At 56.2% G+C, this 17,019-nt stretch carries 14 protein-coding genes; 3 read left to right on the plus strand and 11 right to left on the minus strand.

What is annotated here, in order from left to right; genetic code table 11:
* Positions 1-115 precede the first annotated feature (115 nt).
* The 8 genes from odhB to sdhC form a co-directional block, all read right to left on the minus strand.
* A complete protein-coding gene (gene odhB / locus CGZ77_RS06485) occupies positions 116-1,300 on the minus strand; it encodes a 2-oxoglutarate dehydrogenase complex dihydrolipoyllysine-residue succinyltransferase (RefSeq protein ID WP_009425667.1) in 1,185 nt (394 codons plus the stop codon).
* A 63-nt stretch (positions 1,301-1,363) separates the two neighbouring features.
* The gene (locus tag CGZ77_RS06490) at positions 1,364-4,192 is read right to left on the minus strand and encodes a 2-oxoglutarate dehydrogenase E1 component (protein ID WP_094031045.1); all 2,829 of its coding nucleotides are present in this window, start codon (positions 4,190-4,192) and stop codon (positions 1,364-1,366) included.
* Between the two features lie 182 nt (positions 4,193-4,374).
* A complete protein-coding gene (gene gltA, locus CGZ77_RS06495; protein WP_094031046.1) occupies positions 4,375-5,658 on the minus strand; it encodes a citrate synthase in 1,284 nt (427 codons plus the stop codon).
* 61 nt (positions 5,659-5,719) lie between these two features.
* On the minus strand, positions 5,720-5,968 hold the full coding sequence (locus tag CGZ77_RS06500; RefSeq protein WP_009425663.1) for a succinate dehydrogenase assembly factor 2: 249 nt from the start codon (positions 5,966-5,968) through the stop codon (positions 5,720-5,722).
* Positions 5,969-5,970: 2 nt separating this feature from the next.
* Positions 5,971-6,678 carry a succinate dehydrogenase iron-sulfur subunit gene (locus CGZ77_RS06505; RefSeq protein WP_036495770.1) on the minus strand — a complete coding sequence of 236 codons (708 nt, stop codon included), beginning with the start codon at positions 6,676-6,678 and terminating at the stop codon, positions 5,971-5,973.
* 13 nt (positions 6,679-6,691) lie between these two features.
* Positions 6,692-8,455, minus strand: coding sequence for a succinate dehydrogenase flavoprotein subunit (sdhA, locus tag CGZ77_RS06510; protein WP_009425661.1), 1,764 nt, complete (start codon positions 8,453-8,455; stop codon positions 6,692-6,694).
* 12 nt (positions 8,456-8,467) lie between these two features.
* On the minus strand, positions 8,468-8,812 hold the full coding sequence (gene sdhD, locus CGZ77_RS06515; protein WP_009425660.1) for a succinate dehydrogenase, hydrophobic membrane anchor protein: 345 nt from the start codon (positions 8,810-8,812) through the stop codon (positions 8,468-8,470).
* The gene (sdhC, locus tag CGZ77_RS06520; protein WP_036495766.1) at positions 8,806-9,189 is read right to left on the minus strand and encodes a succinate dehydrogenase, cytochrome b556 subunit; all 384 of its coding nucleotides are present in this window, start codon (positions 9,187-9,189) and stop codon (positions 8,806-8,808) included. The genes sdhD and sdhC overlap by 7 nt, the downstream gene beginning before the upstream one ends.
* A 574-nt stretch (positions 9,190-9,763) precedes the next feature.
* Here sdhC and CGZ77_RS06525 point away from each other — a divergent pair.
* The 3 genes from CGZ77_RS06525 (at position 9,764) to CGZ77_RS06535 (ending at position 11,516) form a co-directional block, all read left to right on the plus strand.
* Positions 9,764-10,741 (plus strand): malate dehydrogenase, encoded by a 978-nt coding sequence (locus CGZ77_RS06525; protein WP_009425657.1) that lies wholly within the window; start codon positions 9,764-9,766, stop codon positions 10,739-10,741.
* A gap of 137 nt (positions 10,742-10,878) precedes the next feature.
* On the plus strand, positions 10,879-11,079 hold the full coding sequence (locus CGZ77_RS06530) for a hypothetical protein (RefSeq protein ID WP_009425656.1): 201 nt from the start codon (positions 10,879-10,881) through the stop codon (positions 11,077-11,079).
* 23 nt (positions 11,080-11,102) lie between these two features.
* A complete protein-coding gene (locus CGZ77_RS06535) occupies positions 11,103-11,516 on the plus strand; it encodes a DUF4124 domain-containing protein (RefSeq protein ID WP_009425655.1) in 414 nt (137 codons plus the stop codon).
* Between the two features lie 385 nt (positions 11,517-11,901).
* On the opposite strand, the gene infB is transcribed toward CGZ77_RS06535, so the two are convergent.
* The 3 genes from infB to rimP are packed head-to-tail and all read right to left on the minus strand — an operon-like array spanning position 11,902 to position 16,767.
* Positions 11,902-14,781: a translation initiation factor IF-2 gene (gene infB, locus CGZ77_RS06540; RefSeq protein WP_009425653.1), complete on the minus strand. Its 2,880-nt coding sequence runs from the start codon at positions 14,779-14,781 to the stop codon at positions 11,902-11,904.
* A gap of 12 nt (positions 14,782-14,793) precedes the next feature.
* Positions 14,794-16,296, minus strand: coding sequence for a transcription termination factor NusA (gene nusA, locus CGZ77_RS06545; RefSeq protein ID WP_036495763.1), 1,503 nt, complete (start codon positions 16,294-16,296; stop codon positions 14,794-14,796).
* Positions 16,297-16,335: 39 nt separating this feature from the next.
* Positions 16,336-16,767: a ribosome maturation factor RimP gene (gene rimP, locus CGZ77_RS06550; protein ID WP_036495793.1), complete on the minus strand. Its 432-nt coding sequence runs from the start codon at positions 16,765-16,767 to the stop codon at positions 16,336-16,338.
* Between the last annotated feature and the right edge of the window lie 252 nt (positions 16,768-17,019).

Raw genomic sequence — 17,019 nt, forward strand, 5'->3', positions numbered from 1 at the left:
TATCCTTTTATATCGGTTTCAGACGGCCTGTGCTTTGGATGGGGCCGTCTGAAAATATGGACGGGAATATGATTTTCAGACGGCCTGTTGTGCGAACAGGCCGTCTGAAAGGGGCTTACAGATCCAGCAGCAGGCGTGCCGGGTCTTCCAGCAGGTCTTTGATGGTGACCAATGTCAGCACGGCTTCGCGGCCGTCGATGATGCGGTGGTCGTAAGAGAGTGCCAGATACATCATCGGGCGCACGACAACCTGGCCGTTTTCCACTACGGCGCGCTCTTTGGTGGCGTGCATACCGAGAATGGCCGATTGCGGCGGGTTGATGATGGGGGTGGACATCATCGAGCCGAAGGTGCCGCCGTTGGTGATGCTGAATGTGCCGCCGGTCAAATCTTCGATGGCGATTTTGCCGTCTTTGGCTTTCACGGCGTAATCGACGATGGCTTTTTCGATTTCGGCGATGCTCATCTGGTCGGCATCGCGCAGAATCGGCACGACCAGGCCGCGCGGGCTGCCGATGGCGATGCCGATGTCGAAGTAGCCGTGGTACACGATGTCTTTGCCGTCAACCGAAGCGTTCACAACGGGGAATTTTTTCAGCGCGGCAACGGCGGCTTTGACGAAGAAGGACATGAAGCCGAGTTTGACACCGTGTTCTTTTTCGAATTTTTCTTTGTATTTGGCGCGCAGATCCATCACCGGCTTCATATTGACTTCGTTGAAGGTGGTGAGGATGGCGTTTTCCTGTTGCGAAGAGAGCAGGCGTTCGGCAACGCGGGCGCGCAGGCGGCTCATCGGTACGCGCTCTTCGGGGCGGACGCCGGCGGGAATCGGAGCGGCGGGAGCAGCGGCTCTGGAGGCGGCCGGGGCGTTTTGCACGTCTTCTTTCAGCACGCGACCGTCGCGGCCGGAACCTTGTACCGATGCCACGTCCACACCTTTTTCGGCGGCCAGTTTGGCGGCGGCGGGCATGGCGACGCCGGCTTGGGCGTTGGAAGCGGGCGCGGCGGGAGCGGCTTCGGTAGCGGGTGCCTGTGCGGCAGGGGCTGCGGCAGCTGCGGTGGCTTCGGTGTCGATTTTCGCCAAAACCTGTTGCGATTCGACGGTGTCGCCTTCGTTGACGATGATTTCCACCAAAACGCCGGCCTGCGGCGCGGGCACTTCGAGTACGACTTTGTCGGTTTCGATTTCGACCAAAACTTCGTCGCGGGCGACTGCTTCGCCGGCTTTTTTGTGCCAGGTCAGTAGGGTGCCTTCGGTGATGCTTTCGGCGAATACGGGAACGTTTACTTCTACGATCATTTTTTGCTCCTAGGTGTGGTTTTTATGCGGCCCGCTTTGCGGCGGGCCGCGTCTGTTGACGGGTTAAAAGGCGAAAGCGTCTTCCACCAGCTGTTTGAGCTGGGCGGTGTGTTTGCTGGCATAGCCGACGGCCGGAGAGGCGCTGGCGGGGCGGCCTGCGTACACGACTTTTTGGCCGTTTTGCGCCAGATATTCCAAGCGGTGGCGGGTCTGATACCAGGCGCCTTGGTTTTTCGGCTCTTCCTGCACCCACATGATTTCAGCAGCGTTGGGGTATTTCGCCAGCTCGGCCTCGGCCTCGGCGTAGGGGAAGGGATAGAGCTGCTCGACGCGGATGATGGCGACTTCTTCTTCCAAGCCGCGCTCGGCACGGCCTGCGGCGACGTCGTAATACACTTGGCCGGAGCACAGGATGACGCGTTTGACTTTGCCGTTGTCGGCGCGTTCTGCGGTATCGCCGATAACGGGGCGGAAAGTCGTGCCTTCGAGGAAGTTTTCCAGCGGGCTGGTGGCGTCTTTGAAGCGCAGCAGGCGTTTGGACATAAAGATAACCAGCGGTTTGCGCACGGAGCGCAGAGCCTGACGGCGCAGGATGTGGAACATCTGCGAGGCTTCAGACGGCATAACAATCTGCATATTGTGTTCGGCACACAGTTGCAGCCAACGCTCCAAACGGCCTGAGGAGTGTTCCGGGCCTTGGCCGTCGTAGCCGTGCGGCAGGATGACGGTCAGGCCGCACAGGCGTCCCCATTTGGTTTCGCCGGAAGAGATGAACTGGTCGATGGCAACCTGCGCGCCGTTGGCAAAATCGCCGAACTGTGCTTCCCAAATGGTCAGCATATCGGGCGCGGAGCAGGCATAGCCGTATTCGTAGGCCATGACGGCTTCTTCGTTCAGGATGGAGTCTATAACGGTGAACGGTGCTTGGCTGTCGCTGATGTGTTGCAGGGAAATGTAGGTTCCCGAATCCCATTTTTCGCGGTTTTGGTCGTGCAAAACTGCTTGGCGGTGTGAGAAAGTGCCGCGTCCGGAGTCTTCGCCGGAAATGCGAACGCCCGTGCCGTGGCTGACCAGGCTGGCGTAGGCGATGGTCTCGGCCATGCCCCAGTCGACGTTCTGCTCGCCGGCTGCCATGGCTTTGCGGTTGGCAATCAGGCGTTTGGAGGTGTTGTGCAAGCCGAATCCTTCGGGAACGGCGGTGAATTTGTCGGCCAGACGTTTGATGTCTTCGGCAGACAGGCCGCTTTCCACGGCTTCGCGCCAGTCTTGGCCTTGGTATTTCGTCCAATCGACGCTGTGTTTGCTGGTGTAGTTGGTCAGACGGGTTTGCTCGACGTGTTCGCCCCGATCCAAGGCGTCGCGGTAGGCCTGAACGTAGGAATCGGCCTGCTCTTTGCTGACGATGCCTTCCTGCGCGAGCTTGTCGGCGTAAATGGCTCGTGTGCCCGGATGTTTGGCAACGGCTTTATACATCATTGGCTGGGTCAGTGTCGGATCGTCGCTTTCATTGTGGCCGTTTTTGCGGTAGCAGACCACATCAATGACGACGTCTTTGTGGAAGGTTTTGCGGTAGTCCATCGCGGCCTGCATCACCAAGCAGACGGCTTCGGGATCGTCGCCGTTGACGTGGAAAATAGGGGCGTCGACCATTTTGGCGATGTCGGTGCAGTAGACGGTGGAACGGGTGTCGCGGGTGTCGGATGTGGTGAAACCGATTTGGTTGTTGACGACGATGTGGATGGAACCGCCTGTGGTGTAGCCGCGGGTTAGTGACATATTGAACACGGCCTGATTGACGCCCAAGCCGATGAAGGCGGAGTCGCCGTGGATGAGGACGGGCAGAACCTGTTTTTGGCCGTCTGAACCGCGTCTGTCTTGTTTGGCGCGGCTCGATCCTTCGACTACGGGATTGACGATTTCCAAATGGGAGGGATTGAAGGCCAGCGTGACGTGCATGGGGCCGGTGGGCGTGGCGATGTCGGAGCTGAAACCGGTGTGGTACTTCACGTCGCCGCTGGGCAGTTTGATTTCAGCGCGGCCTTCAAATTCCGCGAACAGATCGCTCGGCTGTTTGCCCAAAGTGTTGACCAGTACGTTCAGACGGCCTCGGTGCGCCATGCCGACAATAACTTCTTCTACGCCGTCTTTACCCGCATTCTGAACCAGATAGTTCAGAGCCAGGATGGAACTTTCGCCTCCTTCTACACCGAAGCGTTTTTGGCCGACGTATTTGTTCTGCAGGTAGCGTTCCAGTGTTTCTGCCGCTGTAAGCTGTTTCAGGATATACAGTTTTTCATCGGCATTGAATTTGGGCGTGGAGGATGTTTTTTCAAAATACTCGCGTATCCAGCGGCGTTCTGCACGGTTGGTGATGTGCATGTACTCGATGCCGATAGTGCCGCAGTAGGTTTGTTTCAGTTTGCTAAGAATTTCGGATAGGGTCAGTTTTTCATGTCCGCCGCCGAAGTCGCCGCTGCCGACATTGAATTTAACCGCCATATCCGAATCGGAAAGGCCGTGGAATTTGGGATCCAAGCCTTCGATGTGGATGGGCGGTTTGCGTTTCAGGGGATCAAGTTGTGCGGCGCCGACGCCTTGGATGCGGTAAGCCGAAATCAGGCGCAGTACACCAACCTGTTTTTTCAACAGGGTCTCGTCAACCGTTCCAGCAGCAACGGGACGGGATTTTGCCAGCTTGACAAAAGATTCCTGAATGGGGCGGTGTGCTACGTCGCGTTCGGCTGCGCCGGGTTGGACGGCCAGTTCGGAAAAATATTTCCGCCAATATTCCTCTACGGAATTCGGGTCGTTTAAAAACTCTTCGTACAGCTCCTCGATATAGGGAGCATTGGAGCCGAAGAGGTAGGAAAAGTTCTGTTTTTCATCCATCATGGCATTAGCCTCTTTACTTGGGAACAAACACAAACGAGCCGGCAGACTGCCGGGCAGCTGCCCGCTCAAATATTGAGCCTTATTTTACTCTTTATAATTTTTCATTACTACCGTGCGGCAAAAAAGAAAGCAGGAAAATCCTGCTTTCTTTTTCGATTCCAGATTACACCGGCATTTTCATGTCAGCGTTTGTCCAGCGGAGTGTAGTCGCGACGTGGAGCACCGGTATACAGTTGGCGCGGGCGGCCGATTTTTTGCCCCGGGTCGGAGATCATTTCGTGCCAGTGGGAAATCCAGCCTACGGTACGTGCCAAGGCGAAGATGACGGTGAACATGGAAACGGGAATACCCAAAGCGGATAAAACGATACCGGAATAGAAGTCTACGTTCGGGTACAGTTTTTTCTCGATGAAATACGGATCGCTCAGTGCGATTTTTTCCAATTCCATCGCCAGCTTGAATTTGGGGTCGTTTTCCAAACCCAGTTCGCGCAAGACTTCGTCGCAGGTGCGCTTCATAATGGCGGCACGGGGATCCATGTTTTTGTATACGCGGTGGCCGAAGCCCATCAGGCGGTATTTCTTCGCTTTAACGCCTTCCATGAATGCGGCAACATTGGAGACATCACCGATTTCGTCCAGCATGTTCAGCACGGCTTCGTTGGCGCCGCCGTGCGAGGGGCCCCACAGGCTGGCAATGCCCGCTGCGATACAGGCGAAGGGGTTTGCGCCGGAAGAGCCTGCCAGGCGTACGGTGGAAGTAGAGGCGTTTTGCTCGTGATCCGCGTGCAGGATGAAGATGCGGTCAAGTGCGCGCGCCAAAACAGGGTTTGGTTTATACTCTTCGCACGGTGTGGCAAACATCATGTGCATGAAGTTTTCGGCGTAAGAGAGGTTGTTCTTCGGATAGTTGAACGGGAGGCCGTTTGAATAGCGGTAGCACATCGCGGCAATCGTCGGGATTTTGGAAACCAAACGATAAATGGCAACTTTGCGATGCTCGGGATCGGCGATTTCCAAGCTGTCCTGATAAAAGGCGGATAGTGCACCGACCACGCCGACCATCATGGCCATTGGGTGCGCGTCGCGACGGAAGCCGCGGAAGAACCATGTCAGCTGTTCGTGAACCATGGTGTGGTGCATCACGGTATCGACGAACTGTTTTTTCTGTTCGGCGTTGGGCAGTTCACCATAGATCAGCAGGTAACAGGTTTCCAAGTAGTCGCCGTGCTCGGCAAGCTGCTCGATCGGGTAGCCGCGGTAGTACAGATAGCCTTTGTCGCCGTCGATGAAGGTAATCTTCGACTCGCAGCTGGCGGTTGAAACAAAGCCGGGATCGAATGTGAACATACCGCTGCCTTTGGTGAAGGTGCGGATGTCGACAACGTCGTTGCCCAGTGTGCCTTTCAATACCGGCAGCTCCATGGGCTCTTTGCCTGCGATTTCCACTTTAATTGACTGAGACATCTCTTACTCCTTTATTCTTCTAAGATTTACCAAGGGGTGTTTTCAGACGGCCTCCAACCTCTCAGCTCTGCCTGATTTTATCCAGCAAATTTGCGAATTCGGGATTTTCGGTTGTTTCTTTCCGGTTTACCAAAGCCAAAAATTCTTGGTCGGGCAGATCCAGAATTTCTACAAATACCGCCAATTCTTCATCGCTCAAATGCGGGAATTCTTTTTCCATAAACCGCTTGAGCACAATATCGAGCTCAAGCAGTCCACGGCGTGTCAGGAAACGGATTCGCCGCTTCGCTGCTTCGTCGAAAGTTATCATATTTAAACGGCTCGTTTCAACATGATTTCTTTAATTTTCCCGATGGCACGAGTCGGGTTCAGGTGTTTCGGACAAGCATCTACGCAGTTCATGATGGTGTGGCAGCGGAACAGACGGTAAGGATCGTTCAGGTTGTCCAACCGTTCGTTGGTGATAGTGTCGCGGCTGTCTGCAATAAAGCGGTAGGCGTTGAGCAGGCCGGAAGGGCCGACGAATTTGTCCGGATTCCACCAGAAAGAAGGACATGAGGTCGAGCAGCATGCGCAGAGAATGCATTCGTAGAGGCCGTCGAGTTCTTTGCGCTCTTCTTGGGTTTGCAGGCGCTCTTTGTCGGGATCGACCGGGGTGTCGTTGACAACGTAGGGTTTGATGGAGTGGTATTGTTTGAAGAACTGGGTCATGTCGACGATCAGATCGCGTACCACAGGCAAGCCGGGTAGGGGGCGCAATACGATAGGTTGTTTCAGGCTGCGGATGTCGGTCAGGCAGGCAAGACCGTTTTTGCCGTTGATATTCATGCCGTCCGATCCGCAGATGCCTTCGCGGCAGGAACGGCGGAACGATAATGTGTCGTCCTGCGCCTTGAGCTTCATGATTGCGTCAAGCAGTTTGACGTCTGTCGGTTCGATTTCCAGTTCGTAGTCTTTCATGTACGGCTTGGCATCCACATCGGGATTGTAGCGGTACACTTTTAATTGAATTTTTTCCATGGTGGTGTATTCCTCAGTAAACACGTTTGGCTGGTTCGATATAGTCGACGGTCAGCGGTTTGGTGTGAACCGGTTTGTAGGCTAAACGGTTGTCGGCGGAGTAGAACAAGGAGTGTTTCATCCAGTTTTCGTCGTCACGGTCGGGATGGTCGTCTGAAGCATGTGCGCCGCGGGATTCTTTGCGTGCTTCGGCTGCAACCAAGGTTGCCTTGGCTACTTCCATCAAATTGTCCAACTCCAATGCTTCGATGCGCGCGGTATTCCAAACCATACTTTTGTCACCGATTTCGGTATTCTTGGCGCGCTCGTACAGTTTCAGGACTTTTTCCACGCCGTCTTTTAGGATGGCGTCGGTACGGAATACGCCGGCGTGGAGCTGGACGGTACGCTGTAATTCGTTGCGTAGGGCATCTACTTTTTCGCCGCCTGTTTGGTTGTTCAGTCGATCTAGGCGCTGTTTTGTCAGTTCTCCTGCATCAGCAGGAAGGGGTTTCCAGTCGGTCTGTTCTTTAACAAAAGCGATCATGCTGTCGCCGGCGGATTTGCCGAATACAACCAAGTCTAATAGGGAGTTGGTGCCCAAGCGGTTGGCACCGTGTACGGAGGCACAGGCGCATTCGCCTGCGGCATACAGCCCTTTTACGGGTACTTCCGGATTGTCTCCCTGAGGAATAACGACTTCGCCCAAATAGTTGGTAGGGATGCCGCCCATCATATAGTGTGTGGTCGGAACAACGGGGATCGGATCCTTAATCGGGTCGATGCCTGCAAATTGGATGGAGATCTCGCGGATACCGGGCAGTTTTTCCATAATTTTTTCTGCACCGATATGGTCGATTTTCAGCAAGACGTGGTCTTTGTTTTTGCCGCAGCCGCGTCCTTCGTAAATTTCCATCGCCATGGCGCGGGAAACGACGTCGCGCGAAGCCAAGTCTTTCACAGTCGGTGCATAGCGTTCCATGAAACGCTCACCGTCGGCGTTGAGCAGAATGCCGCCTTCGCCGCGTACGCCTTCGGTAATCAGTACGCCCGCGCCTGCTACGCCGGTCGGATGGAACTGCCAAAACTCCATATCTTCCAACGGAATGCCTGAACGCGCACAGATGCCCAAGCCGTCACCGGTATTCATAAACGCATTGGTCGAGGAAGCATAAATACGGCCTGCTCCGCCGGTGGCAAACAGAATGGCTTTCGCATGGAAGATATAAACATCGCCTGTTTCCATCTCCATAACGGTAACGCCGACAACGTCGCCGTTTTCGTCACGAATCAAATCCAATGCCGTCCATTCGACGAAAAATTGGGTGTTGGCGCGGACATTTTGCTGATACAGGGTATGCAGCATGGCATGGCCGGTACGGTCGGCAACGGCGCATGCACGTTCCACCGCACGTTTTCCGCGCTCGGCGGTATGTCCGCCGAACGGGCGCTGGTAGATTTTGCCGCTTTCGACACGGTCGAAAGGCATGCCCATGTGTTCGAGCTCGATGACGGCTTCAGGAGCGGCGCGGCACATAAATTCGATGGCGTCTTGGTCGCCCAGCCAGTCCGATCCTTTTACGGTGTCGTACATATGCCAGTCCCACCGGTCTTCCTGAACGTTGCCCAGTGAGGCGGAAATACCGCCTTGCGCGGCAACGGTATGCGAACGAGTGGGGAAAACTTTGGATAATACGGCAGTGTTCAATCCTGCTTTGGAAAGCTGCAATGCGGCACGCAGACCAGCGCCGCCGCCGCCGACGATAACGGCATCAAATTTGCGAATGGGAAAACTCATTTGTTCGTTCCTTTACCAGATTACTTTAAACGAATACACCGCGCACATAACCAGCCAGACGATGGTGGCGCAGTGCAGGGTCAGTCTCAAACCGAAGGGCTTGATATAGTCCATCCAAAGATCGCGGATGCCGACCCATGCGTGAAGAAGCAAAGCGATAAAGGTTGTTTGGGTAAATACCTTGACCCAAGTCTTATCGAAAAACGCCTGCCACTGTGAATAGTCTTCTGCTCCGGACATTCCGAGCAAAAACAGAAAAAATACAGTCAGATAGATAATCATAAGAACAGCGGTAACACGCTGTGCCGCCCAGTCTCGCAGGCCGTAATGGGCGCCGGCCAGTTTGCGGTCTACCATAATGCCACTCCCAATACCAATGTCAGAGTCAGTGAAACGGCCAAAACCAATTTGGCTGTTTTGCGGCAGGTTTGCAGTTCCAAACCTTTATGGGCGTCCAAGAACAGGAAACGGATGCCTGCGCACAAATGGTGCAGCAGCGCCCAAAGAACGCCGATTAGAATCAGTTTGACCAGCGGATTGCCTACAACCGCTTTATACGATTCAAAAGTCTCCCCGCTGCTGAGCGAGCCTTCGAGCAGCATCAGCAACACGGGGAGCATGATGAACAAAATCACGCCGCTGGCGCGATGGAGAATGGAGACTATCCCGGGAACGGGCAGGGCACGGATTAAAACCGGCATCTCCAAAAATACAGGCCGCTTTTTCGTCTGCATCTTTGATTCCTCTTTCAAACAGTAATTTTTCTCGAACTCAAAATCCAAGCTGCCAATAATGGTCGTAATATCGGCTACATTGGGCTACTTCAGCCCGTAATTTACCCTGTTTGTTGTGGATTGAATAGTCTTCCGTGTATTTTTTTTAATCTGTTTTTACAATTTTATTACAAATAAAAACAACTTTCAGTTAATTTAATGGATTATTCATTAAAAGCAAAGTGTTACCTTGTTGCTGTGTATCCGTTTTGTTCCGTTGCAATATGCTTGGGATTCTTACGGCGGCTTGAAACCGCATTTGGAAATAATCTTGTTATTTCAATATTTCAGAGAGTTGTTTTTATTTTCTTCTGCTCTATACAAATGTTTCCCGTTTTCTGTTTTTATCCTGTTTGGGTGTTGCCGCTACATCGGATTACAAACGGAGTTTTTCTTCTTTACACATCTTGATTAAATATTGTCCCATCAAGTAAACTCAATGAAAGCTTGGTCGGGGCAGACTGCAAAACAATGTGCCGACGCGGCTTTCCGTATCGAACCGTTAATTTATTTTATGCAATAGGAGTCTTCGAGTATGAAATCACCTGTCCGTGTCGCAGTAACCGGTGCTGCCGGTCAAATCGGTTACGCTTTGCTGTTCCGCATTGCCAGCGGCGAAATGTTGGGCAAAGACCAACCCGTTATTTTGCAGCTTTTGGATCTGCCGCAGGCGCAAAACGCCGTTAAAGGTGTGATGATGGAATTGCAGGACTGCGCCTTCCCGCTCTTGGCAGGCATGTTTACTACCGACGATCCCGAAGTGGCGTTCAAAGACGCGCAAATCGCCATTCTTGTCGGCTCGCGTCCGCGCAGCAAAGGCATGGAGCGCGCCGACCTTTTGCAGGCCAATGCCGAAATCTTCACCGTTCAGGGCGCGGCGTTGAACAAAGTGGCCGACCGCAACGTGAAAGTGCTGGTTGTCGGCAATCCCGCCAACACCAACGCCTATATCGCCATGAAGTCCGCCCCCGATCTGCCCGCGAAAAACTTCACCGCTATGCTGCGTCTCGACCACAACCGCGCACTGAGCCAGATTGCCGAGAAAACCGGCAAAGCCGTGGCCGACATCGAAAAACTGTGCGTATGGGGCAACCATTCGCCCACCATGTATGCCGACTACCGTTTCGCCACCATCAACGGCGAAAGCGTGAAAGACATGATTAACGATCAGGCTTGGAACGCCGACGTCTTCCTGCCTACCGTCGGCAAACGTGGTGCAGCCATCATCGAAGCGCGCGGCCTGTCTTCCGCCGCATCCGCCGCCAATGCCGCCATCGACCATATCCGCGACTGGGTGCTGGGTACCAACGGCAAATGGGTGACTATGGGCATCCCGTCCGACGGCTCCTACGGCATCCCCGAAGGCACGGTTTTCGGTTTTCCCGTTACCTGCGAAAACGGCGAATACAAACTGGTGCGCGATTTGGCTATCGACGATTTCAGCCGCGAGCGCATCAATATCACATTGAAAGAATTGGAAGACGAGAAAGCCGGTGTTGCCCACCTGCTGTAAGCGCCAAACAAAACTGCCGGCATTGTCCGGCAGTTTTTCATTGTCTTTGCCGTCTTGTCTGCCGATGCCGCCGGCGGGTGGGAAATACGCCGCTGCCGCTATATAATCCCGTCATGGCGAACAGACGGAGGCGGGAAATGCCGACAGAAAAAATCTACTACGCAGCAGTGATCCTGCTCTCTGCCGTTTCGATTCTGCTTTCGCCCTTTTTCTATGTCCGCCGCAGCCGTACCGCGCTGACCGTCCGTCCTCCGACCAGGCGGCAGTGGTATTGGGTGCTGGCCGTGAATACCGTCTTGTGTGCCGTTCTTTTGGCGGCTTGGTATCTCTGGTTTTAATTAGCATCAAAAAAGGAATTTTTATGAAAAACATCTTGTTGGCCTCCGTGTTGCTGGCGGCGTCCGTATCCGCCCATTCCGCCGTCTATACCTGCAAAGACGCCTCCGGTCACACCGTTTATACGCAGGATCCGCGCGGCAGCAACTGCCATAAGAGCGATCTCGGCACTCCCTCCGTCTACTCGGCGCTGCCTGCGCCCGCCGTTTCCGTATCTTCTGCGGCTGCAACACAAAACAATGCTCCCGCCACCGACAGCCGGCCTGCAGACAACGGGCAGGCAGAAGCCCGCCAGCGTGTCGCGGCGGCAAAAAAAGCATTGGAAGAGGGTAAAAAAGTCCGTTACGGCAACGAGCGCAACTATGCCAAATATCTCGAACGCATCGCCAAACTGGAATCCGATGTCAAACAGGCCGAAGCGGCGCTGCAAAAACAGTAATCCGGCAACTGATCTTTAAAGAGGCCGTCTGAAAACCCGGGCTGCGTTTTACCGTACGCAGCTTTGTTTTCAGACGGCCTTTTTGCGGATGGCGGTTTTATCTGTTTGGACGGCGGCATTTCTTGCTTTTTGGCTTTGTCAGGCCGTCTGAAACGGTTTTCAGACGGCCTGAACCGTGTTCGGAATATTCCTGCCGATACGAAAATCTGCCGACTTGCTTTGTTGCGGTTTGGTGGAAACGGTTGGCTCGGGTAAGGTTGCACCGTATCGCCTGCATGGTCTGCGGTTTCTTGCCCGTGTTTTGTTCGGAGGCCGTCTGAAAAAAAAGGCCGTCTGAAAACCCCTTTTCGGGTTTTCAGACGGCCTTGATGCGGTAGGACGGCTGTTACAGCGAACGCGCCACTTCGACGATGTCGAAGCATTCGAGCTGGTCGCCTTCCATGATTTCGTTGTAGCCCTTAATCATCAGGCCGCACTCGAAGCCCATGCGCACTTCTTTCACGTCGTCTTTGAAGCGTTTGAGCGAGGAGAGTTCGCCGGTGTGGATGACCACGTTGTTGCGGATGAGGCGGATGTGCGAATCGCGTTTGACGAGGCCGTCCGTCACCATACAGCCGGCGATGTTGCCGACTTTCGACACGCTGATGACCTGTCGGATTTCCACCGTGCCGGTAATCTGCTCTTTCTCTTCCGGCGCCAGCATGCCGCTCATGGCGGCTTTTACGTCGTCGATGGCGTCGTAGATGATGTTGTAGTAGCGGATTTCCACGTCTTCGTTTTCGGCCAGCTTGCGGGCGGAGGCGTCGGCGCGTACGTTAAAGCCAATGATGAAGGCGCCGGAGGCAATCGCCAGATTGACGTCGGATTCGGTGATGCCGCCGACGCCGCTGTGCAGTACGTTGACTCTCACTTCGTCGGTGGACAGTTTTTTCAGGCTGCCTGAAAGCGCTTCGTAAGAGCCCTGAACGTCGGCCTTGATGATAACCGACAGCGACTGCGCCTGGTTCTCGCCCATATTGCTGAACATGTTTTCCAGCTTGGCGGCCTGCTGTTTGGCCAGACGCACGTCGCGGTATTTGCCTTGGCGGAACAGGGCGATTTCACGCGCTTTTTTCTCGTCGGCCAATACCATGGCGTCTTCTCCGGCGTTGGGTACGTCGGACAAACCGAGGATTTCAACGGGAATCGACGGGCCGGCTTCGCTGATGGCTTTGCCGTTTTCGTCGGTCATGGCGCGGATTTTGCCGAAAGCGGTACCGGCCAAGAGCATGTCGCCTTTTTTCAGCGTGCCGCTCTGCACCAGCAGGGTGGCGACGGCACCGCGTCCTTTGTCCAGACGGGCTTCGACGATGATGCCTTTGGCGGGCGCGGCGACGGGGGCTTTCAGTTCCAGCACTTCGGCTTCGAGCAGCACGGCTTCGAGCAGGGCGTCGATATTGGTGCCTTTTTTGGCGGACACGTCGACAAACTGCACGTCGCCGCCCCAAACCTGGTCGATCACTTCGTGCGCGGTCAGCTCTTGGCGGATGCGCTCGGGATTGGCGGCTTCCTTATCGATTTTGTTGACGGCCACGACGATCGGCACGCCCGCCGCTTTGGCGTGGGCGATGGCTTCGATGGTCTGCGGCATCACGCCGTCGTCGGCGGCCACCACCAGAATCACGATGTCGGTGGCTTTCGCGCCGCGCGCGCGCATGGCGGTAAAGGCTTCGTGTCCCGGCGTATCAAGGAAGGTTACGACGCCGCGCGGGGTGTTCACGTGGTAGGCGCCGATGTGCTGGGTGATGCCGCCCGCTTCGCCCTGCACCACTTTGGCGCGGCGGATGTAGTCGAGCAGCGAGGTTTTGCCGTGGTCGACGTGACCCATCACGGTAACGACGGGCGGACGCGGCAGGGCTTCGGCATCGCTCTGCGCGGCGCCGTCTTCCAAGAAGGCTTCGGGGTCGTCGGCGGCGGCGGGTTTGCCGATGTGGCCGAGTTCTTCCACCACAATCAGCGCGGTGTCCTGGTCGAGCGATTGGTTGATGGTGACCATCATGCCCATCTTCATCAGGGCCTTGACCACTTCCACGCCTTTCACCGCCATTTTGTGCGCCAAATCGGCTACGGTGATGGTTTCAGGCACAAGAACTTCGTGCACGACGGGTTCGGTGGGTGCCTGGAAGCTGTGCTGGTTGGGCTCGAGTTTGAGTTTCTTGCCTTTTTTGCCGCCGCGCACGCGCTCGTCGTCGCGTCCGGCGTTGCGGTCTCGGCCGCCCTTGCCGCCTTTGCCTTTGGCGTTGCGGCCTTGGCCTTCGTCGTCGCGGCTGTTGCGACGCTCGTCTTTTTTACGGCCGCTGCCTGTGCCGTTGTCGGCAGGTGCGGCGGCGGATTTGGCTGGTTGGGCGGATGCGGCTGACAGGGGTTTCTGCTCACTGGGTTTGGCGCTGCGCTGGCCGCCCGCTTTGGCGGCGCGGGCTTCTTCCTGCGCCTGTTTTTTCGCGGCTTCGCGGCGCTCCTGCCGCTCTGCGCGTTCTTGTTTTTCACGCAGCAGTTTTTCCTGATGCTCGCGGAAGGCTTGGGCGCGGCGCTCTTCTTCGGCGCGGCGTTCTGCCTCTTGGGCGTTGACGACTTCCACAGGTGTCGGCAGCGGCTTGGGTTCTTTCGCTTTTTTCTCGCGGGCTTTTTTCGCCGGTTTGCCGTCTTTGGCGGCAGCTTCGGTTTTGGCGGTTTCTTTTGCTGCGGGTTCTGCGGCCGCAGGCTCGGAGGCCGTCTGAACGGCGGACGTTTCAGCTGCGGCTTCTGCTGCTGCCTGTTTGACCGGTTCGGCTTTGGCGCTCTGCGCTTTCTGCTGGGCGGCGGCACGCACTTTGGCCGCTTCCGCCTCGGCCGCGGCGCGTGCGGCGGCGCGGGTGTCGTCTTGTGCGGCGGCGGGTGCGTTGTCAGGTTCGGAGGCCGTCTGAATGGCAGGCTGCGGTGCGGGTTCTGCGGCTGCGGGCTCGGAGGCCGTCTGAACGGCGGCCGCTTCGGCTGCCGACGGAATCACGACTTTGCGGCTGCGGCGGCGCTCCACGGCCACTCCCGCCACAGTGCTTTTTTCCACTTTGGTGCGGTTGATGCTGATGGTGCTGCCCACGGTTTGGGCGCGCAGGTGCGCTTTGTCGGCTTCGGTCAGGGTGTCGCTGCCGCTGCTTTTGGCGATGCCGTGTTTTTTCAGGTGTTCGAGCATGCGCTCGACGGACATTTTCGATTCGGCGGCAAATTGTTCTACTGTGCTGGTGCTCATACGGGTGCCTCCTTATTGTTCGTTGGTTTCAAACCAGTGGGCGCGGGCGGCGAGAATGATTTTCTCGGCTTCGCCGGTTTCCACACCGGTGATTTCTATCAGTTCGTCGACGGCCAGTTCGGCCAGATCGTCGCGGGTGGTGACGCCTGCCTGCGCCAGATCGCGCAGCATGTCTTCGTCCATGCCCTCGAGGGTGCGCAGGTCTTCGTCGATTTCTTCCAGTTTTTCTTCCTGTGCCATGGCCAGCGACAGGATGGCGTCGCGGGCACGGCCGCGCAGGGTATCGACGGTAGCGTCGTCGAAGCCGATTTCCACCAGCTCTTCAGACGGCACATAGGCGATTTCTTCCAGCGTGGCGAAGCCTTCCTGCACCAGTACGTCGGCGGTTTCTTCGTCGACGTTGAGGTGTTCGGTGAACAGGCTGCGGATGGCTGCGTCTTCGGCGGCGTGGCGCTCTTCGGCTTCTTCCACGGTCATAATGTTGAGCTGCCAGCCGGTGAGGTCGGCGGCCAGGCGCACGTTTTGGCCGCCGCGGCCGATGGCCGGCGCAAGCTGGTCTTCGGTAACGATGACGTCGACGGCGTGGTTGTCTTCGTCAATCACGATGCGGCTCACTTCGGCGGGCGAGAGGGCGTTGATGACGAATTGGGCGGTGTCGGGCGACCACAGCACCACATCGATGCGCTCGCCGCCGATTTCGTTGGTAACGGCGTTGACGCGGCTGCCGCGCACGCCGATGCAGGTGCCCTGCGGGTCGATGCGCTGGTCGTTGGCTTTGACGGCGATTTTGGCACGGTGGCCGGGATCGCGGGCGGCTTCGCGGATTTCCAGCAGGCCGTCGGCGATTTCGGGCACTTCCTGCTCGAAGAGTTTGGCGAGGAATTCGCGCGAGGAGCGGCTGAGGATGACCTGTTTGCGGCCGGACTGGCCGATTTCTTCGACGCGCACGAAGAGGGCGCGGATGCGGTCGCCGCTGCGGAAGTTTTCGCGCGGGATGCACTGGTCGCGCGGAATCAGGGCGTCAAGTTTGCCGGGGATGAGTTCGACGATGATGCCGTGGCGTTCGACGCGTTTGACCGAGCCGATAACGATGTCTTCGCGGTTGGCGAGAAAGTCGCCCAGGACTTTTTCGCGTTCGGCGTCGCGGATGCGTTGCAGGATGATTTGCTTGGCGGTCATGGCCGCCTGGCGGCCGAAGCCTTCGTTTTCAATCTGTTCTTCGTAGTATTCGCCGATTTGGATGGCGGTGTCGGGGATTTCCTCTTGGATTTCCTCGATGGTTTTTTCCACGTCGGGGTAGGTGTAGTCTTCGTCGGCGACAATCAGCCAGCGGCGGAAGGTACGGTATTCGCCGGTGTCGCGGTCGATTTCGACGCGCACATCCATGTGTTCGCGGCCGGCCTTTTTCTTGGCGGCGGTGGACAGGGCGAATTCGAGGGCGTCGAAAACGACTTCTGTGTCTACGTTTTTCTCGCTGGCGAGGGCTTCGGCCAGCTGGAGCATTTCGCGGCTCATAATCGGTCTCCTAAATATGAATTGGGGAATGGCGGATGGTTAAAATTTGAATTCGGGTTTCAGACGGGCTTTGTCGATGTTGTCGAGCGCGATGGCGGCGGTTTTGCCGTCGGACGACAAGGTGACGGTTTCGCCGTCGCAGCTTTCGATGCGGCCGATGAAGTTTTTTTGTCCTTCGATGGGCAGGCGGGTTTTGATTTTGGCTTCCTGTCCGGCAAAGCGTACGAAGTCGGCGGCTTTTTTCAGCGGACGGTCGAGGCCGGGGCTGGAAATTTCGAGGTTTTTGTAGTCCACGTCTTCGACGATAAACAGGCGGCTGAGGTGGTTGCTGACGGTGACGCAGTCTTCCACGGTGATGCCGCCTTCTTTGTCGATGAAGACGCGCAGCGTGCCCTGCGGCGTCATTTCGAAATCGACCGGTTCGTAGCCCAGCCCGGGCAGGGTTTTGTCCAACAGGTTTTGAATGTCCATTTTGTTTCCGTTGAAAATAAAAAAATGGCCGGGCGGCCATTTCTCAGTGTGACTTGAAAAATTTTGCGCATTATAGCGGGTTTGCGCACAAAAGAAAACCATAGCTTTCAGCGGTTTCAGACGGCCTGCTAATCCGGGCGGCGTTGATGAAACGTTTTCGGCGGCATAGAATGCGCCTCCCGCGTGCGGACACGCTCCGTGAGGCCGTCTGAAAACCGCAAAAAGGCCGTCTGAAAAGCATTTGCCGCGTCC

This window comes from Neisseria sp. KEM232, from assembly GCF_002237445.1.
Lineage (GTDB): Bacteria > Pseudomonadota > Gammaproteobacteria > Burkholderiales > Neisseriaceae > Neisseria.

What these genes read in the sequence shown, in the direction of transcription:
- rimP (WP_036495793.1), bottom strand. Translation starts at nt 16,767, where the DNA reads ATGGACATTCAAAACCTGTTGGACAAAACCCTGCCCGGGCTGGGCTAC.
- odhB (WP_009425667.1), bottom strand. Translation starts at nt 1,300, where the DNA reads ATGATCGTAGAAGTAAACGTTCCCGTATTCGCCGAAAGCATCACCGAA.
- sdhD (WP_009425660.1), bottom strand. Translation starts at nt 8,812, where the DNA reads ATGGTAGACCGCAAACTGGCCGGCGCCCATTACGGCCTGCGAGACTGG.
- infB (WP_009425653.1), bottom strand. Translation starts at nt 14,781, where the DNA reads ATGAGCACCAGCACAGTAGAACAATTTGCCGCCGAATCGAAAATGTCC.
- sdhA (WP_009425661.1), bottom strand. Translation starts at nt 8,455, where the DNA reads ATGAGTTTTCCCATTCGCAAATTTGATGCCGTTATCGTCGGCGGCGGC.
- CGZ77_RS06500 (WP_009425663.1), bottom strand. Translation starts at nt 5,968, where the DNA reads ATGATAACTTTCGACGAAGCAGCGAAGCGGCGAATCCGTTTCCTGACA.
- CGZ77_RS06530 (WP_009425656.1), top strand. Translation starts at nt 10,879, where the DNA reads ATGCCGACAGAAAAAATCTACTACGCAGCAGTGATCCTGCTCTCTGCC.
- CGZ77_RS06505 (WP_036495770.1), bottom strand. Translation starts at nt 6,678, where the DNA reads ATGGAAAAAATTCAATTAAAAGTGTACCGCTACAATCCCGATGTGGAT.
- CGZ77_RS06490 (WP_094031045.1), bottom strand. Translation starts at nt 4,192, where the DNA reads ATGATGGATGAAAAACAGAACTTTTCCTACCTCTTCGGCTCCAATGCT.
- sdhC (WP_036495766.1), bottom strand. Translation starts at nt 9,189, where the DNA reads ATGCAGACGAAAAAGCGGCCTGTATTTTTGGAGATGCCGGTTTTAATC.
- CGZ77_RS06525 (WP_009425657.1), top strand. Translation starts at nt 9,764, where the DNA reads ATGAAATCACCTGTCCGTGTCGCAGTAACCGGTGCTGCCGGTCAAATC.
- nusA (WP_036495763.1), bottom strand. Translation starts at nt 16,296, where the DNA reads ATGAGCCGCGAAATGCTCCAGCTGGCCGAAGCCCTCGCCAGCGAGAAA.
- gltA (WP_094031046.1), bottom strand. Translation starts at nt 5,658, where the DNA reads ATGTCTCAGTCAATTAAAGTGGAAATCGCAGGCAAAGAGCCCATGGAG.
- CGZ77_RS06535 (WP_009425655.1), top strand. Translation starts at nt 11,103, where the DNA reads ATGAAAAACATCTTGTTGGCCTCCGTGTTGCTGGCGGCGTCCGTATCC.